At 37.3% G+C, this 24,191-nt stretch carries 15 protein-coding genes, 1 tRNA gene and 1 pseudogene; 11 read left to right on the top strand and 6 right to left on the bottom strand.

The window, feature by feature from the left end; all coding sequences use genetic code 11:
• Together ACFINZ_RS06580 and ACFINZ_RS06575 are read left to right on the top strand one after the other, a co-directional pair.
• Positions 1-201: pseudogene (locus tag ACFINZ_RS06580) on the top strand (DNA adenine methylase); the annotation flags it as partial.
• 64 nt (positions 202-265) lie between these two features.
• Positions 266-658 (top strand): helix-turn-helix domain-containing protein, encoded by a 393-nt coding sequence (locus tag ACFINZ_RS06575; protein WP_375611592.1) that lies wholly within the window; start codon positions 266-268, stop codon positions 656-658.
• 89 nt (positions 659-747) lie between these two features.
• Here the strand turns inward: ACFINZ_RS06575 and ACFINZ_RS06570 are convergent.
• A tRNA-Glu gene (locus ACFINZ_RS06570) sits at positions 748-822 on the bottom strand.
• A 1,254-nt stretch (positions 823-2,076) separates the two neighbouring features.
• Here ACFINZ_RS06570 and ACFINZ_RS06565 point away from each other — a divergent pair.
• Together ACFINZ_RS06565 and glpX are read left to right on the top strand one after the other, a co-directional pair.
• A complete protein-coding gene (locus ACFINZ_RS06565; protein WP_375633188.1) occupies positions 2,077-3,393 on the top strand; it encodes a homoserine dehydrogenase in 1,317 nt (438 codons plus the stop codon).
• Positions 3,394-3,536: 143 nt separating this feature from the next.
• Complete coding sequence (glpX, locus tag ACFINZ_RS06560) at positions 3,537-4,523, top strand: class II fructose-bisphosphatase (RefSeq protein WP_375701250.1); 987 nt, start codon at positions 3,537-3,539, stop codon at positions 4,521-4,523.
• Positions 4,524-4,628: 105 nt separating this feature from the next.
• Here the strand turns inward: glpX and ACFINZ_RS06555 are convergent, their stop codons facing one another.
• Complete coding sequence (locus ACFINZ_RS06555) at positions 4,629-5,735, bottom strand: branched-chain amino acid aminotransferase (RefSeq protein ID WP_375701249.1); 1,107 nt, start codon at positions 5,733-5,735, stop codon at positions 4,629-4,631.
• A 305-nt stretch (positions 5,736-6,040) separates the two neighbouring features.
• Between ACFINZ_RS06555 and ACFINZ_RS06550 the strand changes: the two genes are divergently transcribed.
• Positions 6,041-6,316: a hypothetical protein gene (locus ACFINZ_RS06550; protein ID WP_375701248.1), complete on the top strand. Its 276-nt coding sequence runs from the start codon at positions 6,041-6,043 to the stop codon at positions 6,314-6,316.
• Positions 6,317-6,493: 177 nt separating this feature from the next.
• Here ACFINZ_RS06550 and ACFINZ_RS06545 read toward each other — a convergent pair whose 3' ends face one another.
• From ACFINZ_RS06545 to ACFINZ_RS06535, 3 genes are all read right to left on the bottom strand, one after another.
• Positions 6,494-9,010 (bottom strand): SPOR domain-containing protein, encoded by a 2,517-nt coding sequence (locus ACFINZ_RS06545; RefSeq protein ID WP_375701247.1) that lies wholly within the window; start codon positions 9,008-9,010, stop codon positions 6,494-6,496.
• 151 nt (positions 9,011-9,161) lie between these two features.
• Positions 9,162-10,919: an arginine--tRNA ligase gene (argS, locus tag ACFINZ_RS06540; RefSeq protein WP_375636827.1), complete on the bottom strand. Its 1,758-nt coding sequence runs from the start codon at positions 10,917-10,919 to the stop codon at positions 9,162-9,164.
• A 30-nt stretch (positions 10,920-10,949) separates the two neighbouring features.
• Positions 10,950-12,152, bottom strand: a complete 1,203-nt coding sequence (locus ACFINZ_RS06535; RefSeq protein WP_375701246.1) for a deoxyguanosinetriphosphate triphosphohydrolase — start codon at positions 12,150-12,152, stop codon at positions 10,950-10,952.
• Between the two features lie 108 nt (positions 12,153-12,260).
• On the opposite strand from ACFINZ_RS06535, the gene ACFINZ_RS06530 reads away from it, so the two are divergent.
• The 5 genes from ACFINZ_RS06530 (at position 12,261) to glmS (ending at position 17,804) form a co-directional block, all read left to right on the top strand.
• Complete coding sequence (locus ACFINZ_RS06530; protein ID WP_375633181.1) at positions 12,261-12,584, top strand: HesB/IscA family protein; 324 nt, start codon at positions 12,261-12,263, stop codon at positions 12,582-12,584.
• Positions 12,585-12,623: 39 nt separating this feature from the next.
• The gene (locus ACFINZ_RS06525) at positions 12,624-13,613 is read left to right on the top strand and encodes a carboxypeptidase regulatory-like domain-containing protein (protein WP_375639917.1); all 990 of its coding nucleotides are present in this window, start codon (positions 12,624-12,626) and stop codon (positions 13,611-13,613) included.
• Between the two features lie 46 nt (positions 13,614-13,659).
• A complete protein-coding gene (locus tag ACFINZ_RS06520) occupies positions 13,660-14,445 on the top strand; it encodes a cytochrome c biogenesis CcdA family protein (protein ID WP_375636829.1) in 786 nt (261 codons plus the stop codon).
• A gap of 13 nt (positions 14,446-14,458) precedes the next feature.
• A complete protein-coding gene (gene glmU, locus ACFINZ_RS06515) occupies positions 14,459-15,808 on the top strand; it encodes a bifunctional UDP-N-acetylglucosamine diphosphorylase/glucosamine-1-phosphate N-acetyltransferase GlmU (protein ID WP_375636831.1) in 1,350 nt (449 codons plus the stop codon).
• 172 nt (positions 15,809-15,980) lie between these two features.
• Complete coding sequence (glmS, locus tag ACFINZ_RS06510; protein WP_375683996.1) at positions 15,981-17,804, top strand: glutamine--fructose-6-phosphate transaminase (isomerizing); 1,824 nt, start codon at positions 15,981-15,983, stop codon at positions 17,802-17,804.
• Between the two features lie 389 nt (positions 17,805-18,193).
• Here the strand turns inward: glmS and recG are convergent, their stop codons facing one another.
• Positions 18,194-20,302 carry an ATP-dependent DNA helicase RecG gene (recG, locus tag ACFINZ_RS06505; protein WP_375701245.1) on the bottom strand — a complete coding sequence of 703 codons (2,109 nt, stop codon included), beginning with the start codon at positions 20,300-20,302 and terminating at the stop codon, positions 18,194-18,196.
• A 402-nt stretch (positions 20,303-20,704) separates the two neighbouring features.
• Between recG and dnaE the strand changes: the two genes are divergently transcribed.
• Entirely contained in the window at positions 20,705-24,172 is a 3,468-nt protein-coding gene (gene dnaE, locus ACFINZ_RS06500; RefSeq protein ID WP_375701252.1) for a DNA polymerase III subunit alpha, read from the top strand.
• Positions 24,173-24,191 lie beyond the last annotated feature (19 nt).

Here is a 24,191-nt window from a genome sequence, read left to right as displayed (position 1 = left end):
GGGAATTTTGTTGAAGATGATTTTGTGAGTATGGCAAAAGTTCTCAAAAGCATACAAGGCAAATTTGTCTTGAGTCTAAATGATTGTGATGCGGTTCGAGAGATCTTTAAGGATTTTGACTTTTTAGAATTAGAGACCCTTTGGACCTCTGGTTTTGCTAAAAAACCACCCCGAAAAGAACTCTTGATTCGTAATAATTGAAGAAAATCATAAAAAGATTTGTTAGAATCAGAAGAAATATTTCTTCTCTAATAGGACTTTTTATATGGTTACATCTTTTGGTAAAATTTTACGGAAACTTCGCATTGATCACTCCGAACGCCTCTTAGATATGGCTAAGAAATTAGACATATCTGTATCATTTTTATCTGCTGTAGAAATTGGCAAAAAATCTGTTCCTGTAGGACTGGAGGAAAAGATAATTGAACTCTATGCTTTAGATCAAGAGGTAGCAGAAATTTTGAGAAGAGAATCGGATGCTTGTCGCAAAAGTTTTACAATCAAGACTTCTGATCCGTTGAGGCGTAAAACTGTTGGCATGTTTTTTAGAACTTTAAAAGATTTTTCACAAGAGGATTTAGAAGCATTCAAAACATTATTAGAGATGATTAGCGAAGCGCAAAGAAAAGAAAATGCTACTGTTGTAGACAAATGTTAGAAAATCCTATTCCCTAACTTTTATCCACGTATCCCGTACTTTAAAAAAGATATATAAAATCAATAGATTATGTACAGAAAAAAGAAACATGGTACGCCCAAGGGGAATCGAACCCCTGTTTCCGCCGTGAAAGGGCGATGTCCTAACCGCTAGACGATGGGCGCAAACCATTGATGAGGCTTATAGAGAGGATCTTTTTACTTCGCAAGCCCTCTGTGTCATTTTTTTTGAAAAAAGTGTGTTTTATTGAATAATTTTTGAGCAATTCCTGTTTGGATTGTTTCTTTTCAGTTTGACTAGTAGGCAAAAATGATCAAAACATTATTTTAAGTGTGTTTATTTTTTGCATATTTTATCGTTTGTTATCTTTGCTTGTACATGAGAATATTATTTAACTTGCTAGAAAGAGCCTTTATACAGAAGATTTCTCATTTGAGCTTATCATAAAGCAAAAAACTGTATAATTTATGAAGTATAAAACAAATATTTATTACCAAATTAGCAAATAATACCAATCATACAAAAGTTTTTTTAGGCATAAACCATAGATTAATTTTATTTTAAAAAATATAAATGGATTCTGTATGATGAAAATAAAAATATTAAAGCAATTATTTACAGAATATATTAAAAATATTTTTCTTATCTTTACTTTTACATGTTTATAAGGAATTTAAAATTAAAACCCCTTCATTTGTTCCCTCACATGTTGAGAAGGTTATTTATTTGAAAATGAATTAGCATGGGTAAAGGGTAGATTGAGATTTTTGTCATTTCAATTCGCTAGTTTTTCAAAGAGGTGGCAGTAAGTTTAGGTAAAATATTTGAGTTTTGCAAATTTATTCTCCATATTTATAATATTTCAGAATTATGGTGTGCACATATTAAGTCTTGTTTTTTACTTTAATGTAAGGTTCTATTTTGATATATAAGTGCATTAAGATTTTTGCATTAAAGATTTATATTTCAAACTATGGAATGGTAGGAAGAAATGTGTTATTATTTACTGATCTACTTTGTTTTATCCATTCTCTTAATTTTTCATATGAAAGAATGTTTTTTGTTCCGTATTTGTTAATTTAGAAGAGATGTTTTTATTCTTTCTTACTAAGTCCTTAATATTCTTTAACTTGTTATTGATTATTTTTTAGAACTTTTCTTTATGGCAATTTGCATTTATCAGTTTTACAGATTTTCATTCTGAATTAGATATTTTATAAAGATTCTGAAATCTTTGAAGACAATAAATATTATATTTTTAGGAATGTTGATTGAACAAGCGGGAATAATTCTATTGGAGAACATGAAGTGAATAGAGCGGGGTATTTCTTTTGTTCTTATGGATGTAAGTATTCTTTGTGTTGATTGGCACATCATTTAAACGATTTTTCAGTGAAGAGAGGGATCAGTGGTTAATAATGGCAGAAGCTTTAAAAGTTGGTGTTGCGGGACTTGGTACGGTTGGTACTTCAGTTGTTCGAGCTCTATGTGAAAAAGCGAATAGTTTAGCTTGTCAATGTGGGCGATTCATCAAAGTCGTTGCTGTTAGTGCGCGCGATAAAAGCCGTAATCGTGGAATTGATCTCAGTGATATAAAATGGTTTGATTCACCCGTGGAGTTGGCTGCTTCTGATGAGATTGATGTTTTTGTAGAGTTAATTGGTGGTGAATTGGATGTGGTGTACACCGCTGTTAAGAGAGCGCTTGAGGCGGGACATCATGTTGTAACAGCCAATAAAGCCCTTCTTGCTCGACATGGAGTAGAGCTGGCTATAATTGCAGAAAAAAAAGGAGTTTTTCTTCATTTTGAAGCAGCTGTTGCAGGGGGAATTCCTGTCATCAAAGCGATGAGAGAATCACTTGTCAGTAATCAGATATCGCGAATTTATGGTATTCTCAATGGAACCTGTAATTATATATTAACACGCATGTTTACGGAAGGTCTTTCATTTAAAGATTGTTTAGCAGATGCACAGAGACTTGGATATGCTGAAGCAGATCCAAGTTTTGATATTGAGGGAAATGATACTGCTCATAAATTAGCTTTGTTGACAAGCTTGGCATTTGGAACAGCTGTTTCGTTAGATGATGTTTATGTTGAAGGAATTCATAATATTTCGCAAATTGATATTCGAGCAGCTGATGAATTAGGGTATCGGATTAAGCTTTTAGGAGTTGCATTAAAAACGGATTCTGGAATAGAGCAACGCGTTCATCCAACAATGGTACCAACATCTTCAATGATTGCACAGATAAATGGCGTAACCAATGCTCTTTCTATTCAAAGTGATTTATTAGGTGAATTACTGTTTTCTGGTCCTGGCGCCGGAGGAATGGCAACAGCATCAGCCGTTATTGGTGATTTGGCTGATATAGCAAAAGCGCGTTCTGGTTTTCAGTATGCACCTGTTTTAAGACGTCCAGCATTAGAACTTACTCCTCATAAAAAAGCACGTATTTCGCATCATGCAGGGGGTTATTTTATTCGTTTAAATGTTCATGATCGTACTGGTGTTTTTGCCGCGGTTGCAAGGCATATGGCTGATAATCACATCTCATTGGAGTCGATTGTTCAAAGATCTTTTGTAGAAGATCAAATTGAAAAAACAATTATTTTAATTACGCATGAAACAACAGAGGTGAATGTACGACAGGCACTTGCAGAAATTGAAAAAGATGGACATCTTGTTGCAAAATCTCAATTTATTCGTATTGAGCCTATGGCAGAGAATTGATAACTTTCTTGATAATGACAAAAAGGCAAGCTTGAGTTCTTTTGTTTCTTGTGGAAAATTTTCATCTTTGCCAAAAACTTTATTCTTAGTATTTAATAAGGACTCATATTTTTTCTGGTATTCATTCGGTAGGATTTTTTCATATGCCCACAACTCAGAAGATTTTAAATGGACTTGATCGTATTTTGACGCTTGAATTGGTACGTGTTACTGAACGTGCTGCTGTTGCTGCTGCACGCTGGCGCGGGCGTGGCGATGAAAAAGCTGCGGATCAGGCTGCTGTAGATGCAATGCGGCAGGAACTTAATCGATTGCCTATTGATGGTACAGTGGTGATTGGTGAAGGTGAGCGGGATGAAGCGCCTATGCTTTATATTGGAGAAAAAGTAGGTCTTCAAAGTGGGTTGGCGATCGATATTGCACTTGATCCACTAGAGGGAACAACACTTTGTGCTAAAAATATTGCCAATTCTTTGGCAGTAATTGCAATTGCTGAAAAAGGTAATCTCCTTTACGCTCCTGATGTTTATATGAAAAAAATTGCTATTGGTCCTGGTTATCCAAAGGGAGTAGTAGATATAGATGCTTGTCCTACCGATAATATCCATGCTCTTGCGAAGGCTAAAGGAGTGGCTGTTAATCAGATTGTTGTTTGTATTATGGATAGACCTCGTCATGAAAAATTGGTTAATGAAGTACGTGCAACAGGGGCATCGATTCGCTTGATTGGGGATGGAGATGTTGCTGCTGTTATTGATACAACTGATCCAGAAGAAACAGGTATTGATATCTATATGGGGATTGGGGGAGCACCTGAAGGTGTTTTAGCTTCTGCTGCTTTGCGCTGTATTGGAGGACAGATGCAAGGTCGTTTGCTGCTAGATACAGAAGAGAAAATTGCTCGTGCAGCTAAAATGGGGATTAGTGATCCCAATAAAGCTTATACAATGGAAGAAATGGCAAAGGGTGATGTTTTGTTTGCAGCAACAGGGGTGACAGATGGCAATATGCTTTCTGGTGTTAAATTTACATCTCGTTACATTCAAACGGAAACTCTCATAATGCGCTCCCATACGGGTACAGTCCGTAATATTAAAGCAAAGCATAGAAATCATTCGAAATTTGATTAATGCTTTCTTTTTTTGTCACTAAAAATAGAGGGAGTTTTTTTAGGAAATACGCTTCCATGAATCTACTTTCATGGAAGCGTTTATAGATATGAGAATACCTTATTATTATGAGAGCTGGACAGAATGTACCCAGCCATTTTTATCTTCTATGTTCCCTTTTTGAATGCCAACCAATTGTGTACGAAGCTGCTTTGTAACTTCTCCAACTGTTTCATTTCCAATAATAAATTCTCCCCCTTTATACCTAAAACGACCAATTGATGTGACAACGGCAGCTGTACCACAAGCAAAGACTTCTTTAAGATGTCCACTCTTTGCATCTTCTTGAAGCGCTGCAAAAGAATAAGGACGCTCTTCTATTTTTAATCCCATTTGTTGAGCTAACCTTAAGATTGAATCACGAGTTATCCCTGGAAGAATAGTGCCGTTAAGCGCAGGGGTTACAAGTGTATTATTGTCCATAATAAAGCAGACATTCATACCACCAAGTTCTTCAATCCATTTATGTTCAATCATATCAAGGAAGAGTACTTGGCTACAATTATTTTCAGTTGCAGTTTTTTGTGCAAGTAAGCTTGCTGCATAGTTTCCACCACATTTGGCAGCCCCTGTTCCTCTTGGACCGGCACGACTATAATCTGTTTCAATCCAGACGCTGACAGATTTTTCTTCTCCTTTGAAATAGGATTCAACTGGAGAGGCTATGACACAAAAAAGATATTCTTGAGAAGGGCGGACTCCCAAAAAGTTTTCATTGCCAAACATAAATGGACGGATATAGAGGCTAGCGTTGGGCTGGTCAGAAACCCATTTTTGATCAATCTTTACTAATTGATGAACGGCATCCAGAAAAATATCTTTTGGCAATTCTGGCATAGCTAAACGCCTCGCTGATTCTATAAAGCGTTGTGCATTGGCATCAGGACGGAAGAGCAAGATGCGTCCATCTTTTGCACGATATGCTTTTAAACCCTCAAAAATTTCCTGTCCGTAATGTAAAACGGTACTTGCAGGGTTAATTTTTAAAGCTTTGTATTGAGAAATGATGGCATTATGCCAGCCTTTGTCTTCAGTCCATTGAATAGTACACATGTGGTCTGTAAAAAATTGACCAAAACCGGGACTTTTTAAAATTTCTTCACATTTTTCTTCTGACAGAGGAGATGGGTGTTTTTCTATTTTAAAGGGAAGCGACGATATAGGAGATTTCATAAAAAAACCTTTTGAGTATGTTTCTTTTTATTAATAAAAATAATGAGATATTTTGATCACAACTCTATTATTAACAAAACCTTTGTGTCAATGTTTTATTATAGAACACAAAGGAGTTTATTATAGAATTCAAAGGCTATGATAGATATTTTAATTCTACTCTCGCCTCTTTTTCTCAACTTTATGAAGTAAGCTGGAACTTTTTTCTATAATTATCGTTTTCTCACAATAAGTATCTGAATAATTTCATATATGCATATTTTCTAGAAATTAAAAGGTAAGGGAATTGAGAAAAGGAATCTACTATGATTGATAAAAATTATCACACATATGAAGAACGTATGGCAGCAGAAAGAAGAGATAGTGAACAACGTGTTTCAATTGCTAAGGGTATTTTTGCTATTCTTCTTGCGGTCGTTATTCTATGGTTTGTTTTTGGTTTTTTAGGATCTTTTTTTGCAAAATCTCCTGAACATAGTTCGCGTTATAATACTCCAGAAACAAGCCAAAGTATAACAACGCCCAAAAAAGATTTAAATTCGCTTCCTCCTGTACCTTATACCTATAAGGGTACGGAGTGATTTTTTCATAAATATAATCTTTTAGATAGAGCGAAAATCGACGTAGACTAAAGAATAAAGTCAGCACAAAGACATAAAAAAGAGAGGAACGATTTTAATTTCTGAAGTTTTTTATAAGTAATTAAATGGTATGGAAATAAATAATGCAACGGTTGTTAAAACCGTTGCATTATTGGTTTAGCGTGTGATGAAGCAGCTTCCACCAGAACTTTTAATGGATTCACAAAGGATTATGGCTTCATTACGGTCTTGTGCTTGAATCCGAACACGATAATAAGTGCCTTTTCCTGGTATAAAAGCGGGTTGAATATTTAAAGAACGGGCACCGATAAGGAATCCAAATTTAGATTTCATATTTTTTAAAGAACTTCTAGCGAGCTCATGCGTTGGCTGAGATGCAAGTTGTACGTAATAACTTTCTGAATTTTGTGCTGCGACTCTGTTTGGTGATATGGGGCGAGACGCGGCTGGTGTTTCAACTTGTGTATTTCTTTCTGCATGAGAAGGAATAGGGATAAATTTTTCTTCAATATTTGAGCTAGAATTATTTTCTGCGATTATTTTATCAATATTATTTTTAAGATCATGATCTCTTTCTTGGTCGTTTATATCAGAATTATGCGACGAAACAAGGGACGAATCTTGAAGTTCATTAGAAGCTTGATCAATGCTTTCTTCAGATTGAGCAGCAGTTTTGCTGTTTGTTTGATGCGCGGGGGCTAGTGTAACTGTACCATCTTGATTGACAATAACAGTTTGTACTTCTCGCATTGGAATAGTATGATTTATAGCTTCTGTGACTGCATCTTCAACATCAGATTCATTTAAAGACGATGAGGAAACGTTTGAAGATTCTTCAGGGTTTAATTCTTTTAAATTTTCAGGTTGTTCAGAGTTATCAATAAGAAATTGTTGTGTATTTTCTTGTTTCTCATTTTGTTCAGTTGTTTGTTTATAGATATCTAAATTATGTGCAACATCATTTTTCGTTTCAGTTGTTTCTGGTTTGAATTTAAAAGGCGTATTATCAGCGTGGATAATGACCGTTTCTTCATTTTTTTGTGATGGCATAAAAAAATGCGAATAACCAGAAAACCCAATTCCTATTAAAATAAGTATAAAAATACCTTTAACGAAAGTTTTACTAAAAATAAAACTTTTTAAGGGAGGAGGAGCTGGTGGATGCGTGGGAACCTCATCTGAGCTTGTATATGATGAATTCTCGCTAAAAGGGGGAAAATTATATTCCATATTGGCAGAAGAAAAATAGTCGGAATTTTGTTCTTTAGAGTTTATATAAACACCTTCTTTTGAATTTTGCATAGACTGATGAAAAACTTCACTAAAAACCTCATTTTTCTGTTGTTTTTGAGAAAAATTATCCGTTGGGACATTTCCTACATTAAGTACATCAGCAAATTCTTCTTCTAAACCACCACTAGTTGGCACATCATATTCTGGCGCTTCATACGGGACTTCTGGAACCATAATAGGACCAGTTTTTTCTACGATTTCCTCTGAAAATTTATAAGTATCAACATTGGGAGGGGGAGTATCTCTGTGCGTATAGTTATGGGCAAAAAAGCCATCCGTTTGTTTTGTATTTAAAGAGGGGGATGAGGAAAGAAACTCATCTAAATTATTTTCATTATATGAAATTTCTCTATTTGGGTTAGAGGCACCTTCGGCGTTATTGATGTATTGGGCTCGAGCCTCATCATATATCGGAACTTTTTCGCCATAAGTTTTTTGTTGTGAGGGGTTTTCTGCAAAAAAATGGGGATAATTTGTTGTATGATCTTCTTGTGAAGCCCCCTTTAAATAAGATTGTCTATCAACGGGTGAAGAATCTAAAGGTGAGGAGAAGGTACTTCTTGTTTGATTTCTTGCAGTGTTTTGTCTTTCTGACATAAGATTAGAAGATGAGAAAAACTCATTTGCCTCTGTAGAAGAGGAGACATCAGGATAATCTTTTTTGATCCAATTTTCTTGATCAGCTGAAATTTTATAGGGATGGTTTACAGGAGTGTCATAGAGGTTTTGATTGTCATCATAAGTTTGTTGTATATCCGTAGTTTTAGGCTGTTGTGAATTTGTTTGTGAAAAACGATTGGTTTGTTCAACAGATTCTGGAATCTCTTTCTTATTTTCGCGCCTTTCAGATTTATCAAAAAAGAAATTTTCTGATTCTGATTGTGAAATAAGGTTACTTTTTTTAAGAAACGGATCAGCACTGGTTGCTGTTGTTTTCTCTTGAGGGGATTGATTCTTTGGGATTGGTAATGGAGAAAGCTCATCTAAAATTTGTTCTTCATCATGACTGCTAGGTGAAGAATATTTCTCTTCAGATAAATTATTTTGTTTTGAATGGTTGAAAGAAACAGTTTGTGCAATATCTGAGGCTGTTGCGTTGCTGGTTGCACGCAAGTCCCATTGTTTTTTTTGATCATCAAACGGTAAGTCATGTGCTAAATTATTTTCAAGTTCCTCTTCTAGAAAGGACAAATCAAAATCATCATCATGGGATGATGTTTCGGGGTGAGATGTTGATCGATCTGTCTGTAAAGAAGATTGCTCATTTTGGTTTCCGCTTTGTTTGTGCGGATTAAAAATGCGCGTAAGCCTTTCCAAAGGATCATGGTGTTCATGATCGTGTTTTGTTTCGTGTAGATTTTTGCGATCGTTATCGCTCATAGCTTTTCTCACATGGTGATTTGCATCTGCGTGCAATCAATGGTTGATTTTGATTTGTTATATTAAAATTATAAATTTTCCCCCTCTCATGCAAGGATACATGAAAAAGTTTATCAATAGAGTACCTATTGTATGTATTTATAGAACTTTTTCAACGCATTTCTATTGGTGCTTCGACTCCTATGATGGTAAGTCCTGATGATAAAATATTGATAACAGCTTGTATCAACCCCAATCTTGCAAAGGATAACTCTTTATCATCAGGTTGAATAAAGCGTAAATTGAGATTTTCACTCCCTTTATTCCAATGGGTGTGAAAGCTGGAAGCAAGGTCATAAAGATAAAACGCTAATCGATGCGGTTCCTTATGAACGACGGCCTGTTCAATGATACGTGGATATTCAGAAAGTTTGCGTATTAACAATATTTCATGGTCATCTGTTAATCGATGAAGATGGGCGATTAATGTATCATTTGAAAAGCTTTTAATATGAAGCGCTTCTTGTGCTTGACGAAAGACTGAGTGACAACGTGCACTTGCATATTGTACGTAAAAGATGGGGTTATCTTTTGATTGTTCTGTTACTTTTGCAAAATCAAAATCAAGAGGTGCTTCACACTTACGGTATAACATCATAAAACGCACAGGATCACGCCCAACCTCTTCGACAACATCCCGTAGAGTGACAAAAGATCCCGCTCTTTTTGACATGCGTACAGGATGACCGTTGCGAAAAAGTTTTACCAATTGACATAAGAAGACGCTTAATTTAGCTTTATCCCCAGAAATTGCTTTTGCCATTGCCTCTAGCCGCTTTACATAGCCAGCATGGTCTGTGCCTAGAATATAAATCATTTCATCAAAATGACGATTAAATTTATCCCGAAAATAAGCAACATCAGCAGCAAAATAAGTGTAAGAACCATCAGATTTGACTAAAACACGGTCTTGGTCATCACCAACATTTGTTGAACGGAACAAAGTTTGTTCACTTGGTTCCCAATCTTCTGTATTTTGTCCCTTGGGAGGGGGGAGTTTTCCTTTGTAGATATAACCATTTAAAGTGAGGTCGTTAATGGTGTTACGAATGGCGCGTGCATTATCTGCATAAAGCATTCGCTCAGAGAAAAAGATATCATGATAAATATTAAGAGCAGCCAAATCTTCGCGAATCATGGACATCATTGCATGAATTGCACGTTCTTTCACAAGAGATAAGGCTTCATCTTTATCCATCGTGAGGAGTTGGTCACCAAACTCTTGAGCAAGTGATTGTCCCAATGGTATCAAGTATTCTCCAGGATATAGCCCTTCTGGAATTTCATTAATTTCTTGCCCAAGAGCCTCACGATAGCGCAATAGTACAGAGTGGGCGAGGACTTCGATTTGTTGACCAGCATCATTGATATAATATTCTTTCGTAATGTTATAGCCCGTAAATTGTAGCAAATTGGAGAGAACATCCCCAACAACCGCTCCGCGGCAGTGTCCTACATGCATTGGTCCTGTCGGATTTGCTGAGACATATTCAACATTGACGCGTTTTCCTTGTCCCATTGGAATACGACCATAAGAAGTGCCTGATTCAAGCATGGATTTTATAGCATCTTGCCAAAATAATTTTGTAAGCTTTATGTTTATAAAACCAGGACCGGCAACATCTATATTTTCGATAGAGGAATCATTTTTAAGAAGTTCTATGATTTTATCTGCAAGTGCACGTGGATTGATTCCAATAGATTTTGCAAGCACCATAGCAGCATTGGTTGATAAATGACCATGGGATGAATCACGCGGAGGATCAACAGTGATTTTTGATAAATCTAGATCTTCTCCATTTTTTCCTTTTATATCAGATAATTCAATTGATCTCTTAATTTTTTTTTCGAAGTTTTTAAAGATATTCATATTTAGCTTCCATGATGATGCCAAAAGCCATTAGACGAAATTATCTGTATGGTCAAATAAACGCTGATATTCACGTAGAGCGTAGTGATCCGTCATGCCTGAAAGAAAGTCAGCAATCAAACGTGCTAACTCTTGATTTTTTAAGTGCACTGTTTTGCTCTGCCAACTTTCAGGCATTGTATTTGGATTTTCATAATAACAATTGAATAATTTTTGTACAATGCATTTTGCTGCATTGCGACGACTAAGAACTTGTTCATGGTAGTAAAGATTTTTAAATAAAAAGTTTTTTAGTTCTTTTTCATAAACGATCATTGTCGGTGAAAAGGTGACAATAGTTTGTTTTGCTTGGTGAATATCGTTTATGCTTGTTGGTTTGATGCGTGCTAAATTTTCTTGTGATTGTTTGATAACATCTTCAACCATGGTTGTTATTTGTCTTCGTACAAGTGTGTAACCGCGACGCGTTTGGTCGAGCTGGGGATGCTCATCTGTTATATCTTTTAATATTGCTGCTGTTAGTGAAACATGTTCAAATTGATCGAGTGTTAAAAATTGCGAACGTAGACCATCATCAATATCATGCGCATTGTATGCGATATCATCTGCAATAGCAGCACATTGCGCTTCTAGTCCTGCAAAACAATCGAGTGCAAGGTCTTGCTCTGCATTGTATTGTAAAATATCGATAGGAACTTCCTTATTCTTCGCGTGAGGACCTAAAAGGGGACCATTATGCTTTACAAGTCCTTCGAGGGTTTCCCATGTAAGGTTAAGTCCATCAAAATTTGCATAGCGCTGTTCTAGTTTTGTGACAATGCGTAATGCTTGTGCATTATGATCAAAGCCGCCATAATGTACCATGGCTTCATTAAGTGCATCTTCTCCAGCATGGCCAAAGGGCGTGTGTCCAAAGTCGTGAACAAGGGCAATGGCTTCGGCAAGATCTTCATCAAGACAAAGGGCACGGGCTAATGTTCTTGCAATTTGAGAGACCTCTATGGAATGGGTTAGGCGAGTACGATAATGATCGCTTTCGTCAGCAATAAATACTTGCGTTTTATGTTTAAGACGTCGAAATGCATTAGAATGGATAATACGATCTCTATCTCGTTGAAAAGGTGAGCGTGTGGTACTCATCGTTTCATGGAATAATCTACCACGGCTTGTTTGCGGATGAGCACTGTACACTGCTCGAGATTGGTAATTAAAGTTGATATTGCCTATATCCATTGCAAGTTGCCCATTATCATCTTAAAATTGAGAGTGGTTTATGACAAATAAACTGCTCTTTGAGTATGGGATACTCTTTCTTGATGGTTTAATGCAAGGATATATAAAATGAATGTGAAAATTTCAGATGTTGCTGCCAAAAAAATTGCACAGATACTTTTGCGTGAACCCGATAAAATAGCATTGCGTATTTCTGTTGAAGGTGGTGGGTGTTCTGGTTTTTCTTATAAATATGACTTGGTTTCTGAAATGTGTAAAGATGACCTCGTTCTCACAAAAGATGGGGCTGTTGTGTTTATTGATTTACTATCACTTCCTTTCATGGAAGGAGCTGAGATTGATTTTGTTGATGATCTTATGGGGCAGTCTTTTCAAATCCACAATCCCAATGCTGTTTCATCATGTGGTTGTGGTGTGAGTTTTTCAATTTAAAATGATGGCTTTGTGATATTGTTTCTTGAAAAAAATATCATGTTGGTCAACAATGTGAGAATGGGTATTCTTATAAAAATAGTGCACCGATGTGTATGGTTGTGCGTGGTGCTTACTTTATTGATCTGGAGCCACTGTGCTTTTTCTGAAGAAGGAGAAGGGAAAGATCAGCAGCAGGGACAATCAAGGAGTTTTATTGTAAAGTCTCAAGAGCAGGAAAAAGAAAATGTAGCATCTCAAACACAACTCATTTTGAATGCTCGATTAACAAATAGTCATCCGGATATTGAAAAAGGGCTTGTCTGGCGGGTTTATGCCCCTATTCTAGGGATTGATAATAAATTACCATTAGTGGCAACCTATAAGGGGGGAAGTGCGCGTTTTGATCTCGAACCAGGAAATTATCTTGTTCATGTCTCATTTGGTCATATGAGTGCTGTGCGCCATATTCGTTTAAAAAATGGACAGAGTCTTGTAAAAAACTTTAATCTTGAGGCTGGTGGAGTCATTTTAAATGCAACACTGCTCAATGGTGTAATGAATGAAAAGGAATTACGTTTTACTATTTATGAGGATGAAAAAGAAAATGATGATACGGGGGTGATTTTATCAAATGTTAAACCCCAATCAGTTGTGCGTTTAAAAGCTGGCCGCTACCATGTTGCTTCCCATTATGGTTCTATTAATGCGACGGCTCGTTCCGATATTCAAGTGGATGCTGGTAAAATAACAGAAGTTACCCTTGAACATCAGGCTGCTCAGATTGTCTTAAAGCTGGTACGACAAGAAGGAGGGGAAGCGCTTGCAGATACAAGTTGGTCTCTTGCCAATGATTCTGGTGATATCGTTTATGAAACAGTTGGTGCTTATGTTTCACTCGTGTTAGCGGAGGGAGAGTATATTGCAATTGCTAAAAATAAAGATAAAATCTATCAAAAAGTTTTTTCAGTCGTTTCTGGTCATGACGAAGATATAAGTGTGGTGGCGAATGAGCAAAATATGCAACGAATTGATGAAGATGTGGATTGATTGTTGTTCATGGGGGTAAACTATGAAGAGAGACGGGGTATGAGTTTTGATTGAAATTTCAACAGTTGGTGTGTTTTTTGCTGGGGCACTCTCTTTTTTGTCGCCCTGCGTTTTGCCATTAGTTCCTCCTTATTTGTGCTATATGGCAGGTGTTGGTATTGATGATTTTCGTTCAGAAAAGCCTGATGAGAAAGTCTTTATCCGGTGGGCTTTATTATCTTCTGTTATTGCTTTTGTTCTTGGGTTTACGACTGTTTTTGTTGCTTTAGGTGCCAGTGCTAGTACAATTGGGAAATTCATCGGTTATTATCGTGATTGGTTTGCCCTTGCTGCTGGAATTGTCATTATTATTTTTGGTTTAAATTTTTGGGGGATTTTCAAGATCGCTTTTTTATTTCGTGAGGCGCGTTTTCAGACCAAAAAAACACCTGCTGGTCCTTTAGGCGCGTATATTATCGGTTTAGCTTTTGCCTTTGGTTGGACACCGTGTATTGGCCCTATTTTAGGTCCTATTATAACGCTTGCTGGAACAAAAGAAACTGTGGGAGAGGGAGCTGTTCTCTTAGCGGTTTATGCATTAGGTCTTGCTATTCCTTTTATGTTAGCAGCTTTATTTTCGAGCAGTTTTATGCGATTTTTAGGAGCTTTTCGTATTCATTTAGGAAAAGTTGAAAAAATCATTGGTGTTTTTCTTATTCTTACAGGGATTTTGTTTTTAACAGGTTCTATGCAGGATCTTTCATTTTGGCTTTTAGAACATTATCCTTCGTTGAGTTATATTGAAGATATTCGTTGGCACAGTATTATGAATTTTTTTGGATTTTCTCGTTAGTCTTATGTGTTTTATGGTTAGAAGTTGTCTTTCTATTGTTCTTGCCGCAGGTGAGGGGACGCGCATGAAATTGTCTCTGCCTAAGGTACTTCATAAAATTGCTGGATTGCCTCTTATATGCCATGTTCTAAAACAAATAGAATTGGCAGGCTCTTCACAATTAGCGGTTGTTGTGGGATATGGTGCTAAGGAGGTTATGCACGTTGTTCAGTCATTTGTAAAAGATGTAATGATTTTTGAACAAAAAGAGCGTTTAGGAACTGCCCATGCTGTTTTGTCTGCTCGTTTAGCTTTGCAAAAGGAGGTGGATGATGTGCTCATTGTTTTTGGGGATACTCCTCTCATTCAGCAAGATTCATTGCACCAAATGCGTGCACAGCTTGCTGATGGAGCAGATGTTGTTTTTGCAGGTTTTCATACCAAACATCCAACAGGTTATGGGCGTCTTCTCGAGAAAAATGGTCAATTGATTGCAATTGTAGAAGAAAAAGACGCTAGCGATGAAGAAAAAAAGATTTCTTTTTGTAATGGTGGAATACTCGCTATGCGTGGAAAACATGCACTTTCTCTTTTAGAGAAAGTTGGTAATAATAATGTGAAAAAAGAATATTACTTAACAGATATTGCTTCTCTTGCAACACGCGAAGGATTAGATGTGCGTGTTGTTGAAGTTCCTTTTGAAGATATTGTAGGAATTAACAACGGTCTTGAGCTTTCTGAGGCTGATTCTTTGTGGCAAAAACGTAAAGCGCGCGATTTAATGTTATCGGGTGTTACACTCTTAAAGCCAGAAACACTCTATTTTTCTTATGATACAGAAATTGAACCAGGGGTGGTGATAGAACCAAATGTTTATTTTGGGTTAAACGTAAAAGTACAATCTGGTGCTGTTATTCATGCATTTAGTTATCTCGAGGGTGCTGTGGTTGGTAAGGATGCACAGATTGGTCCCTATGCACGTTTGCGTCCAGGAACAGAGTTGGCGAAGTCCGTAAAGATTGGAAATTTTTGTGAAGTCAAACAAGCTAAGGTAGGAGAATCTTCTAAAATCAATCATTTAAGTTATATTGGTGATGCCGAAATTGGTGCACATACCAATATTGGAGCTGGTACGATTACTTGTAATTATGATGGATTTAATAAATATAAAACCATAATTGGTGATCATGCTTTTGTTGGGTCTAATACGGCACTTGTTTCCCCATTGGTAATAGGGGATGGCTCTTATGTTGCTTCAGGAAGTGTTATTACTGAAAATATTCCTATGAACAGTATGGCTTTTGGGCGTGCACGACAGGTTATAAAAGAGGGCTATGCGACAAAATTTCGAGAGCGCTTGTTAGAAAACAAACAGAAAAAATGATTATTTTCAGTCTATTCCTTTGTTTCGTGTTAATCTAACGATGGATAGGATGTTTATTCTTAAAGATTGCCGTACTCCATGTTTGAATTATTTTATTATTTATAGTTTTAAATAAAGGCTGTTGGATTGTTTTATAAGATTTAAATCTTAAGATGAGGGTTGGAGCTTTTTAATGTGTGGAATTATTGGAATTCTTGGAAAGAGGTGTGTTACGTCCTTTTTGGTTGAGGGGTTAAAACGTCTTGAATATAGAGGGTATGATTCATCTGGGGTGGCAACAGTCCATAATGGGCATCTTTATCGTGTACGTGCTGAGGGGAAGCTTGTTCATTTAGAAGAAAAATTAAAAAAAACACCTCTGGAGGGAAGTTTAGGGATTGGTCATACCCGTTGGGCTACGCATGGAATTGCTGTTGAACGCAATGCGCATCCCCATGTGACTGAAAAGCTTGCGATTGTTCATAATGGTATTATTGAAAATTTTGTAGAACTGCAAAAGGAACTCATAGAGGATGGTTGTATCTTTGAAACAGAGACGGATACGGAAGTTATTGCACATTTAATAACGCGTGCATTAAAAGATGGTCTTTCTCCGCAAGAAGCCATACGTACCAGTTGGAAAAGGCTGCAGGGGGCTTTTGCTATTGCTCTTATTTTCGAAGGTGAAGATAACCTTATGATTGCGGCTTGTTCTGGTCCACCTCTGGCAATTGGTTATGGAAAAGATGAATTTTTTGTGGGTTCAGATGCGATTGCTTTGGCACCATTCGTTGATTATATTAGCTATATGGAAGATGGGGATTGGGCTGTTCTCACACGGGAGGGTGTTACAATTTATGATGCTAACAACCAACCGGTAAAACGTCCTGTGACGACATTACTCGAAGGGGCTTTATTGATTTCTAAGGGTAATCATCGTCATTTTATGCACAAGGAAATGTTTGAACAACCTGAAGTGATTTCTCATAATTTGGCGCATTATCTTGACCTTGGAAATTGTGTCGTTAGACCGCTTGAGAATTTGATTGATTGGAAAAATATTCATCGGCTTCTTTTTGCGAGTTGTGGAACGGCTTATTATTCAACCTTAGTTGCGCGCTATTGGTTTGAGAAATTTGCCGCTTTAAGTGTTGATAATGATGTTGCTTCGGAGTTTCGTTATCGTGAACCTCCTATAACGTCTGATGTGTTATCGCTGTTTGTTTCTCAATCTGGTGAGACAGCTGATACATTGGCTTCTTTGCGTTATTGTCGTGAGCGGGGTGTAAAAACAGCAACAATTGTGAATGTAGAGCAATCAACAATGGCAAGGGAGGCTGATTTTATTCTCCCAACACTTGCCGGACCGGAAATAGGTGTTGCTTCAACAAAAGCTTTTACCTGTCAATTGGCAACGCTTGCTTCACTCGCTCTTAGTGCTGCTAAACAACGTGGCTATCTCTCGGCTCAAATGGAAAAGAAACTGGTTCAACAGTTGGCAGAAGTTCCACGTATTTTAAATGAGGTCTTAAAATTAGAGAGAAAAATTGAATGTATTTGTCGTGATTTGGTGAATGCAAAAAGTGTTCTTTATCTGGGACGTGGAACTTCTTATCCGATTGCTTTGGAGGGAGCTCTTAAACTGAAAGAGCTTTCTTATATTCATGCTGAAGGTTATGCGGCAGGTGAATTAAAGCATGGACCAATTGCTCTGGTAGATGAGACAATACCCGTTATTGTTGTTGCACCTTATGATCGGTGGTTTGAAAAAACTTTTTCTAATATGCAAGAAGTGGTAGCGCGTAATGGTCGTATTATTTTAATAACCGATAAAAAAGGAGCAGAGGTGGCTTTTCTTAAGACCTTATCAACGATCACTTTGCCAGATGTTCCAGAATTTATTTCTCCTATTATTTATGCACTCCCTGTTCAGTTAATCGCTTATCATACGGCTGTTTTATTAGGAACAGATGTTGATCAACCCCGTAATTTAGCAAAATCAGTTACGGTTGAATAAAAGTATATTTTTGAATCTTTTGAAGAATAATCAAGTGTAAGAAATTGATTTATAATAAAGCTTATTTTTCCATTTTTCTCTGTTGAACGAGAATGCTGTAGACAGTTTTTTTCTTTCTCAATCCTTTACGATAAAACAAAAAATATCTTCTTACCTATCAAAAAATGGATCAGCTATGTGAACATAATGGTAAAAAAAGACGCAATATTGCTTCTACTGTTTTAATGCAAGAATAATTCAGATTGAGAGAGAAGATAGTGCTGTTGATTTATTATTCGTTCATGAAGCATAAAGATGGTAAGAGACTGCGTAGATCATTTATGGGTAATTCTAAGAAAAAACCATATTTGAACAGAGAGATATTTAAGTTTTTTATTAGAGGGTCTTTGTTATCCTGCTCGTAAGAGGCGTGCAGCATCGTTGTGTCCGAAAAGATAAAGGAGCAACCGTAAAGCTTGTCCTTGCTCAGAAGAAAGATGAGGATCGTGTTGTAAAAATAAACGAGCATCTTTTCTTGCCATTGACAAAAGATCGCTATGAACAGCAAGGTTTGCTATATGAAATTCTGGGACTCCGGATTGTTTTGTACCTAAAAGCTCTCCTTCGCCTCGTAGGCGCCAATCTTCTTCAGCGATTTCAAAACCATCTTCTGTATTGCGGATAATATTAAGGCGTGTTGCTGCTGTTTTAGTCAGTGGATCTTTATAGAGCAAAATGCAGGAAGATTTTTTATCGCCTCGTCCTACACGTCCACGTAATTGGTGCAATTGTGAAAGGCCAAAATGTTCCGCGTGTTCGATGATAATGATCGAAGCATCTGGAATATCTACTCCCACTTCAATGACTGTGGTTGCAACTAAAATACGTGTATTTCCACATTTAAAAGATGCCATAGCGGCTTCTTTTTCTGCTGTAGACATTTTTCCATGGATCATACCAACGTGTGCTCCAAAGCACTCATGGAGAAATGCAAAGCGGTTTTCAATTGAAGTGAGATCAAGAGCTGTCGATTCCTCCACTAAAGGACAAATCCAATAGAGCTTCTCTCCTTTTTCTAATGCAATTGCGATTCTCTCTATAAGCTCATGAAGACGTTTCAAAGAAAGCGTTGCTGTTGTAATGGGTTGTCGTCCCATTGGTTTTTCGGTAATTTTAGATACATCCATATCACCAAAAGCTGTTAAGACAAGTGTGCGCGGAATGGGCGTGGCGGTCATAACCAGCATATCAGCTTTATTACCTTTTTCTGTAAGAGCGATACGTTGATGGACACCAAAACGGTGTTGTTCATCGATAATGGTTAAAGCGAGATTATTATAAGTAACACTGTTTTGTATGAGAGCATGGGTTCCGATGACAATAGAAACTTGACCTGACAGAATATCATTCACGATATTTGTCCGCAGTTTCCCTTTTTCTCGTCCTGTTAAAAGCGTTGTTTGTAATCCGACCTTTTCGGCAAGAGGAGCGATGGTGGCAAAATGTTGCCTAGCAAGCACTTCAGTTGGTGCCATTAAAGCTGATTGTCCTGAATTTTCAGCAATTTGTGCCATTGCCATCAATGCAACAACAGTTTTTCCTGCGCCTACATCACCTTGAAGTAGTCTTAGCATCGGTTCTGGTGAAGCAAGATCATTTGCGATATCTTCTACTGCTTTTTTTTGTCCGGTTGTGAGTTGAAAGGGGAGGATATTGAGCAATTTTTTAGTATAAATTCCTGTTGATGGTCGAGAAGTGCCAACAAGAGATTTAGTTTTCAAACGCACGAGTCCTAGTGCCAATTGACAAGCGAGCAATTCATCATAGGCAAGACGTTTGCGTGCTGTACTTTCTAAGGATAGATCATTGGGGTTAATGGGCGCATGGATACGGCGTAAAGCAACAGAAAAAGAAGGAAAATTTTGCTGCTTTTTTACATTTTTATCTATCCATTCTGGTAGAAGAGGAATAAAATCAAGAGCGTTTTGTATGGCGCGTCTTAGTGTCTTTACAGTTAGTCCTGCAGTAGAGGGATAGACAGGTTCGATGAGAGGTATCTGATTTGATTGTTCGCTTGGGGCAATATAGTCTGGATGCGCCATTGAAAGCTGTCCATTAAACCATTCAACTTTTCCTGATATAATGACTTTTTTTCCTTCGGGGAGTTGTTTTTTTAGCCAAAGAGGTTGAGCATGAAAAAAGACTAAATTTATTTTTCCTGTCTGATCATGGGCAATAACACGATAGGGAATTCGGTTGTGACCACGGGGTGGTGGTTGATGCTGATCGATGATAATTTCGAGCGTAACAGTATCTCCTTCTTTTGCACAAGTAATGTTGGGACGCATTCTGCGGTCTATAACGGAATGGGGCATTAATTGAAGAAGGTCAATAAGGGTTGCTTCGCGTTGTGTGGGATTAACATCTAAGAGTTTGGTCAATAAACCATAGACTTTAGGTGTAATACCAGAAAGAGTTCGGATAGAATTAAAAAGTGGGGTAAGAAGACTTGGAGGCATGAGCAAATTTAACCTGCCCTTTTTGTTTTTTCTAGACCTTTAGAAGAGCTTTTTGGGGATAAAGTCATAAAGACAAGGTTGCTTTATTTACACATTGAACTTTAGGAAGAGAAATTAATATTTAAAGAAAAATACAATTAAATGGTCAAAAATTAAAGTACTTAGATGAGGTATATTGTTTTTCTTTTTATTTTAGGTGTTTATTTGCTGTGAATAGAAGCATTTTCTTGATAGAACTCTCTTATAAATATTAATAAAATTGGGATATTGCTCCTATGTAGGATGATGAATTTATAGCTTTAAAGTTTGATGATGAACAGAAGTTTTTTCTTTTATAAGGGGTGCTGTTTAGCATTTATTTTGTAGTGGGAAATTGTGAGAGTGGTAAAAAATAAAATGCAAATGCAAGAGAACAAAAATTCTCTTCCTCGCTTTATTCATTTGAGAGTGCATTCAGCTTATTCCTTGCTCGAAGGGGCTTTAAAAATCCCCCAAATTATTCAACAGACGATTTTAGATCATGCACCAGCGGTTGCTATTACCGATACCAATAATTTATTTGGTGCTTTGGAATTTTCACAGCATTGTCTTTCTCATGGGGTCCAACCTATTATTGGTTGTCAGCTTACTGTTGATTTTTGTGATGAAAATGATCATTCACGTTTGGCTAAATGGCGTAATCCTTCTGATTTTTGCTCTATTGTTCTTTTGGCTGCTAGCGAAACCGGTTATGCTCATTTGGTTCGTCTTGTGAGCCGTGCTTATCTTGATAAGTGTGATACTGATCCTCCTCATATTAAAGCTGATTGGTTGTCAGAACACAGTGAAGGAATAATCGCTTTAACGGGTGGAAAGGGAGGACCTATTAATCTTTCTTTGGCAGAAGAGAAAAAAGAACATGCTGTTGAGCGCTTAATTTATTTGAAAAAATCTTTTGCTGATCGTCTTTATGTGGAGTTACAACGGCATGGCTCTTATGACCGGAGAGTAGAAGCTGATCTTATTGAATTGGCTTATGCGCATGAAATTCCTCTTGTAGCAACGAATGAAGCTTTTTTTCTGCAAAGAGAAGGGTATGAAGCGCATGATGCGCTGATGGCTGTTTCAGAAGGACAAATTGTCTCTAATCCAGATCGCAAACGTGTGACACCAGATCATTATTTGAAGTCACAAGATGAAATGGTTACACTGTTTTCTGATCTTCCAGAAGCTTTGGAAAATAGTGTTGAAATTGCATTGCGTTGTCATATTGCCTCGCCTCTTCGAAAACCGATATTGCCTCGTTTTATAGAACAATCTGTTAATTCAGAAACTACTTTAGAAATAGAAGATAGTGAGTTATTAAATCAGGCTAAAGATGGTTTGAAGATTCGGCTTGAAACAATAGGGTTGGCTGAAGGGTATACGATTGCAGATTATGAACAGCGGCTTGATTATGAAATTTCAGTTATTACGCGTATGCAATTTTCTGGATATTTTCTTATCGTTTCAGATTTCATAAAATGGGCAAAGGTTCATGACATTCCCGTTGGACCAGGACGGGGTTCTGGTGCTGGTTCACTTGTTGCTTATGCATTGACAATTACTGATGTGGATCCCTTGCGGTTTTCTCTTCTCTTTGAACGTTTTCTCAACCCAGATCGTGTTTCGATGCCAGATTTTGATATCGACTTTTGTCAAGAGCGGCGCGAAGAAGTTATTCAATATGTTCAAAAAAAATATGGACGTGATCAAGTTGCTCAAATTATTACCTTTGGTAAGTTACAGGCACGTGCAGTTTTGCGTGATGTGGGGCGTGTTTTAGAAGTTCCTTATCGTCAGGTGGATTATCTTACAAAATTAATTCCTGCCACGCCAGGAAGTCAGGTAGAATTAGCTGATGCTATTAAGGATGAACCTAAATTTGAAGAGGAAAAGAAAAAAGATCCCGTTGTTGGCCGCGCATTAGATATAGCACTTCAGTTGGAGGGACTTTATCGTCATGCTTCAACTCATGCTGCTGGGATTGTTATCGGAGATCGTCCACTTTGGGAGCTTGTCCCAATGTATCGTGATCCTCGTTCTGATATGCCTGTTACACAATTTAACATGAAATATGTGGAACAGGCGGGGCTGGTAAAATTTGATTTTCTTGGATTAAAAACGCTTACTGTTTTGAAAATGGCAGTCGATTTTGTTGCCAGAAAGGGGACTAAAATAGATTTATCAAATATTCCTCTGAATGATGAAGCAACCTATGCTATGATGGCACGTGGTGAAACGGTTGGCGTGTTTCAGGTGGAAAGTTCTGGTATGCGCAAGGCGTTGATTGGAATGAAGCCAGACCGTATTGAAGATATTATTGCGCTGGTTGCACTTTATCGTCCAGGTCCAATGGAGAATATTCCAACCTATAATGCACGCAAACATGGGGAAGAGGAAATTTCTTCTATTCATCCTAAGATAGATCATCTGATTAAAGAAACACAAGGTGTTATTGTCTATCAAGAACAGGTGATGCAGATTGCTCAGGTTCTTGCTGGCTATTCGCTTGGAGAAGCTGATTTACTACGTCGTGCTATGGGGAAAAAAATTCATGCTGAAATGCAAAAACAGCGTACGCGTTTTATCAATGGAGCTGTTGCAGGTGGTGTGGATAAAGATCAAGCTGATATTATCTTTGATCTTTTAGCAAAATTTGCCGATTATGGTTTTAATAAATCGCACGCTGCTGCTTATGCAATTGTTTCTTACCAAACAGCTTATATGAAAGCAAACTATCCCGTTGAGTTTTTAGCTGCTTCAATGACATATGATATGACGAATACAGATAAGCTCAATGATTTTCGACGCGAAGCATTAAGGTTGGGTATTGAAGTTATTGCACCTTCTATACAAACATCTCATCGTGTTTTTGAGGTTGGTGATAACAGTATTTATTATTCTCTTGCTGCCATTAAAGGTGTGGGAGAAACTGTTGTAGATCATATTGTTTCTTGTCGTGGGAATAAGATTTTTAAGGATTTGGAAGATTTTTGTGCGCGCGTTGATCCTCGTATTGTTAATAAGCGTGCGATGGAAAGTTTAGTTTGTGCTGGTGCTTTTGATTGTTTTAACATTGCACGTGAGGTTTTATTAGCCAATCTTGGAACCCTTCATGCGCGTGCACTTCGTATTCTCGATGACAATTCTAGCGGGCAGGTTGATATATTTGGAATGGCAGGCGGATTAAAAGAACCATTGATTTTATCGCAAACAACCCCTTGGTTGCCGGCTGAGAAACTTTATCGAGAATTTCAAGCTATAGGTTTTTACTTTTCTGCGCATCCTTTGGAGGAGTATCAAGCTATTCTGGACAAAAAACGCATTCAGACTTGGGGTAATTTTGCCAATGCCGTTAAAGGGGGAGCAACAGCTGCACGGCTTGCTGGAACTGTTGTGGCAAAAAGCGTGCGCAAAACAAAATCTGGTAAAAAAATGGGAATTATTCATTTTTCTGATACAAGTGGACAATATGAAGCAGTTCTCTTTTCTGAGGCACTCTCGGATTATGAAGAGATGCTAGAACCCGGAAAATCTTTTATTATTACGGTGAGCGCAGAAAATCGTTCTGAAGGAGTTAGTTTGCGAATTGAAACAATTCAGTCTTTGGAAAATGAATCATTACAACAGCATAAAATGATGCGTCTCTTTATAAAAACAGTTGATATGCTTCCACAAATTGAACAAAATTTAAATCTTGGGGGGAATGGAGAGGTTGGGCTTATTTTAATTCAAGAGGATGAATTGCGAGAAGTCGAAATTGCGCTTCCTAAGCGATATAAGGTAAATTCACATGTCGCAAATGCTATGAAATTAATTCAGGGTGTTGTTGATGTAGAATTGAGTTAAAGAAAGATTAAAGATGGGA

Origin of the sequence: Bartonella sp. AA81SXKL, from assembly GCF_042196945.1 — a bacterium.
GTDB lineage: Bacteria > Pseudomonadota > Alphaproteobacteria > Rhizobiales > Rhizobiaceae > Bartonella.
This window is presented reverse-complemented; position numbering and strand designations above follow the sequence as displayed.

What these genes read in the sequence shown, in the direction of transcription:
- ACFINZ_RS06575 (WP_375611592.1), top strand. Translation starts at nt 266, where the DNA reads ATGGTTACATCTTTTGGTAAAATTTTACGGAAACTTCGCATTGATCAC.
- ACFINZ_RS06565 (WP_375633188.1), top strand. Translation starts at nt 2,077, where the DNA reads ATGGCAGAAGCTTTAAAAGTTGGTGTTGCGGGACTTGGTACGGTTGGT.
- glpX (WP_375701250.1), top strand. Translation starts at nt 3,537, where the DNA reads ATGCCCACAACTCAGAAGATTTTAAATGGACTTGATCGTATTTTGACG.
- ACFINZ_RS06555 (WP_375701249.1), bottom strand. Translation starts at nt 5,735, where the DNA reads ATGAAATCTCCTATATCGTCGCTTCCCTTTAAAATAGAAAAACACCCA.
- ACFINZ_RS06550 (WP_375701248.1), top strand. Translation starts at nt 6,041, where the DNA reads ATGATTGATAAAAATTATCACACATATGAAGAACGTATGGCAGCAGAA.
- ACFINZ_RS06545 (WP_375701247.1), bottom strand. Translation starts at nt 9,010, where the DNA reads ATGAGCGATAACGATCGCAAAAATCTACACGAAACAAAACACGATCAT.
- argS (WP_375636827.1), bottom strand. Translation starts at nt 10,919, where the DNA reads ATGAATATCTTTAAAAACTTCGAAAAAAAAATTAAGAGATCAATTGAA.
- ACFINZ_RS06535 (WP_375701246.1), bottom strand. Translation starts at nt 12,152, where the DNA reads ATGGATATAGGCAATATCAACTTTAATTACCAATCTCGAGCAGTGTAC.
- ACFINZ_RS06530 (WP_375633181.1), top strand. Translation starts at nt 12,261, where the DNA reads ATGAATGTGAAAATTTCAGATGTTGCTGCCAAAAAAATTGCACAGATA.
- ACFINZ_RS06525 (WP_375639917.1), top strand. Translation starts at nt 12,624, where the DNA reads ATGTTGGTCAACAATGTGAGAATGGGTATTCTTATAAAAATAGTGCAC.
- glmU (WP_375636831.1), top strand. Translation starts at nt 14,459, where the DNA reads ATGGTTAGAAGTTGTCTTTCTATTGTTCTTGCCGCAGGTGAGGGGACG.
- glmS (WP_375683996.1), top strand. Translation starts at nt 15,981, where the DNA reads ATGTGTGGAATTATTGGAATTCTTGGAAAGAGGTGTGTTACGTCCTTT.
- recG (WP_375701245.1), bottom strand. Translation starts at nt 20,302, where the DNA reads ATGCCTCCAAGTCTTCTTACCCCACTTTTTAATTCTATCCGAACTCTT.
- dnaE (WP_375701252.1), top strand. Translation starts at nt 20,705, where the DNA reads ATGCAAGAGAACAAAAATTCTCTTCCTCGCTTTATTCATTTGAGAGTG.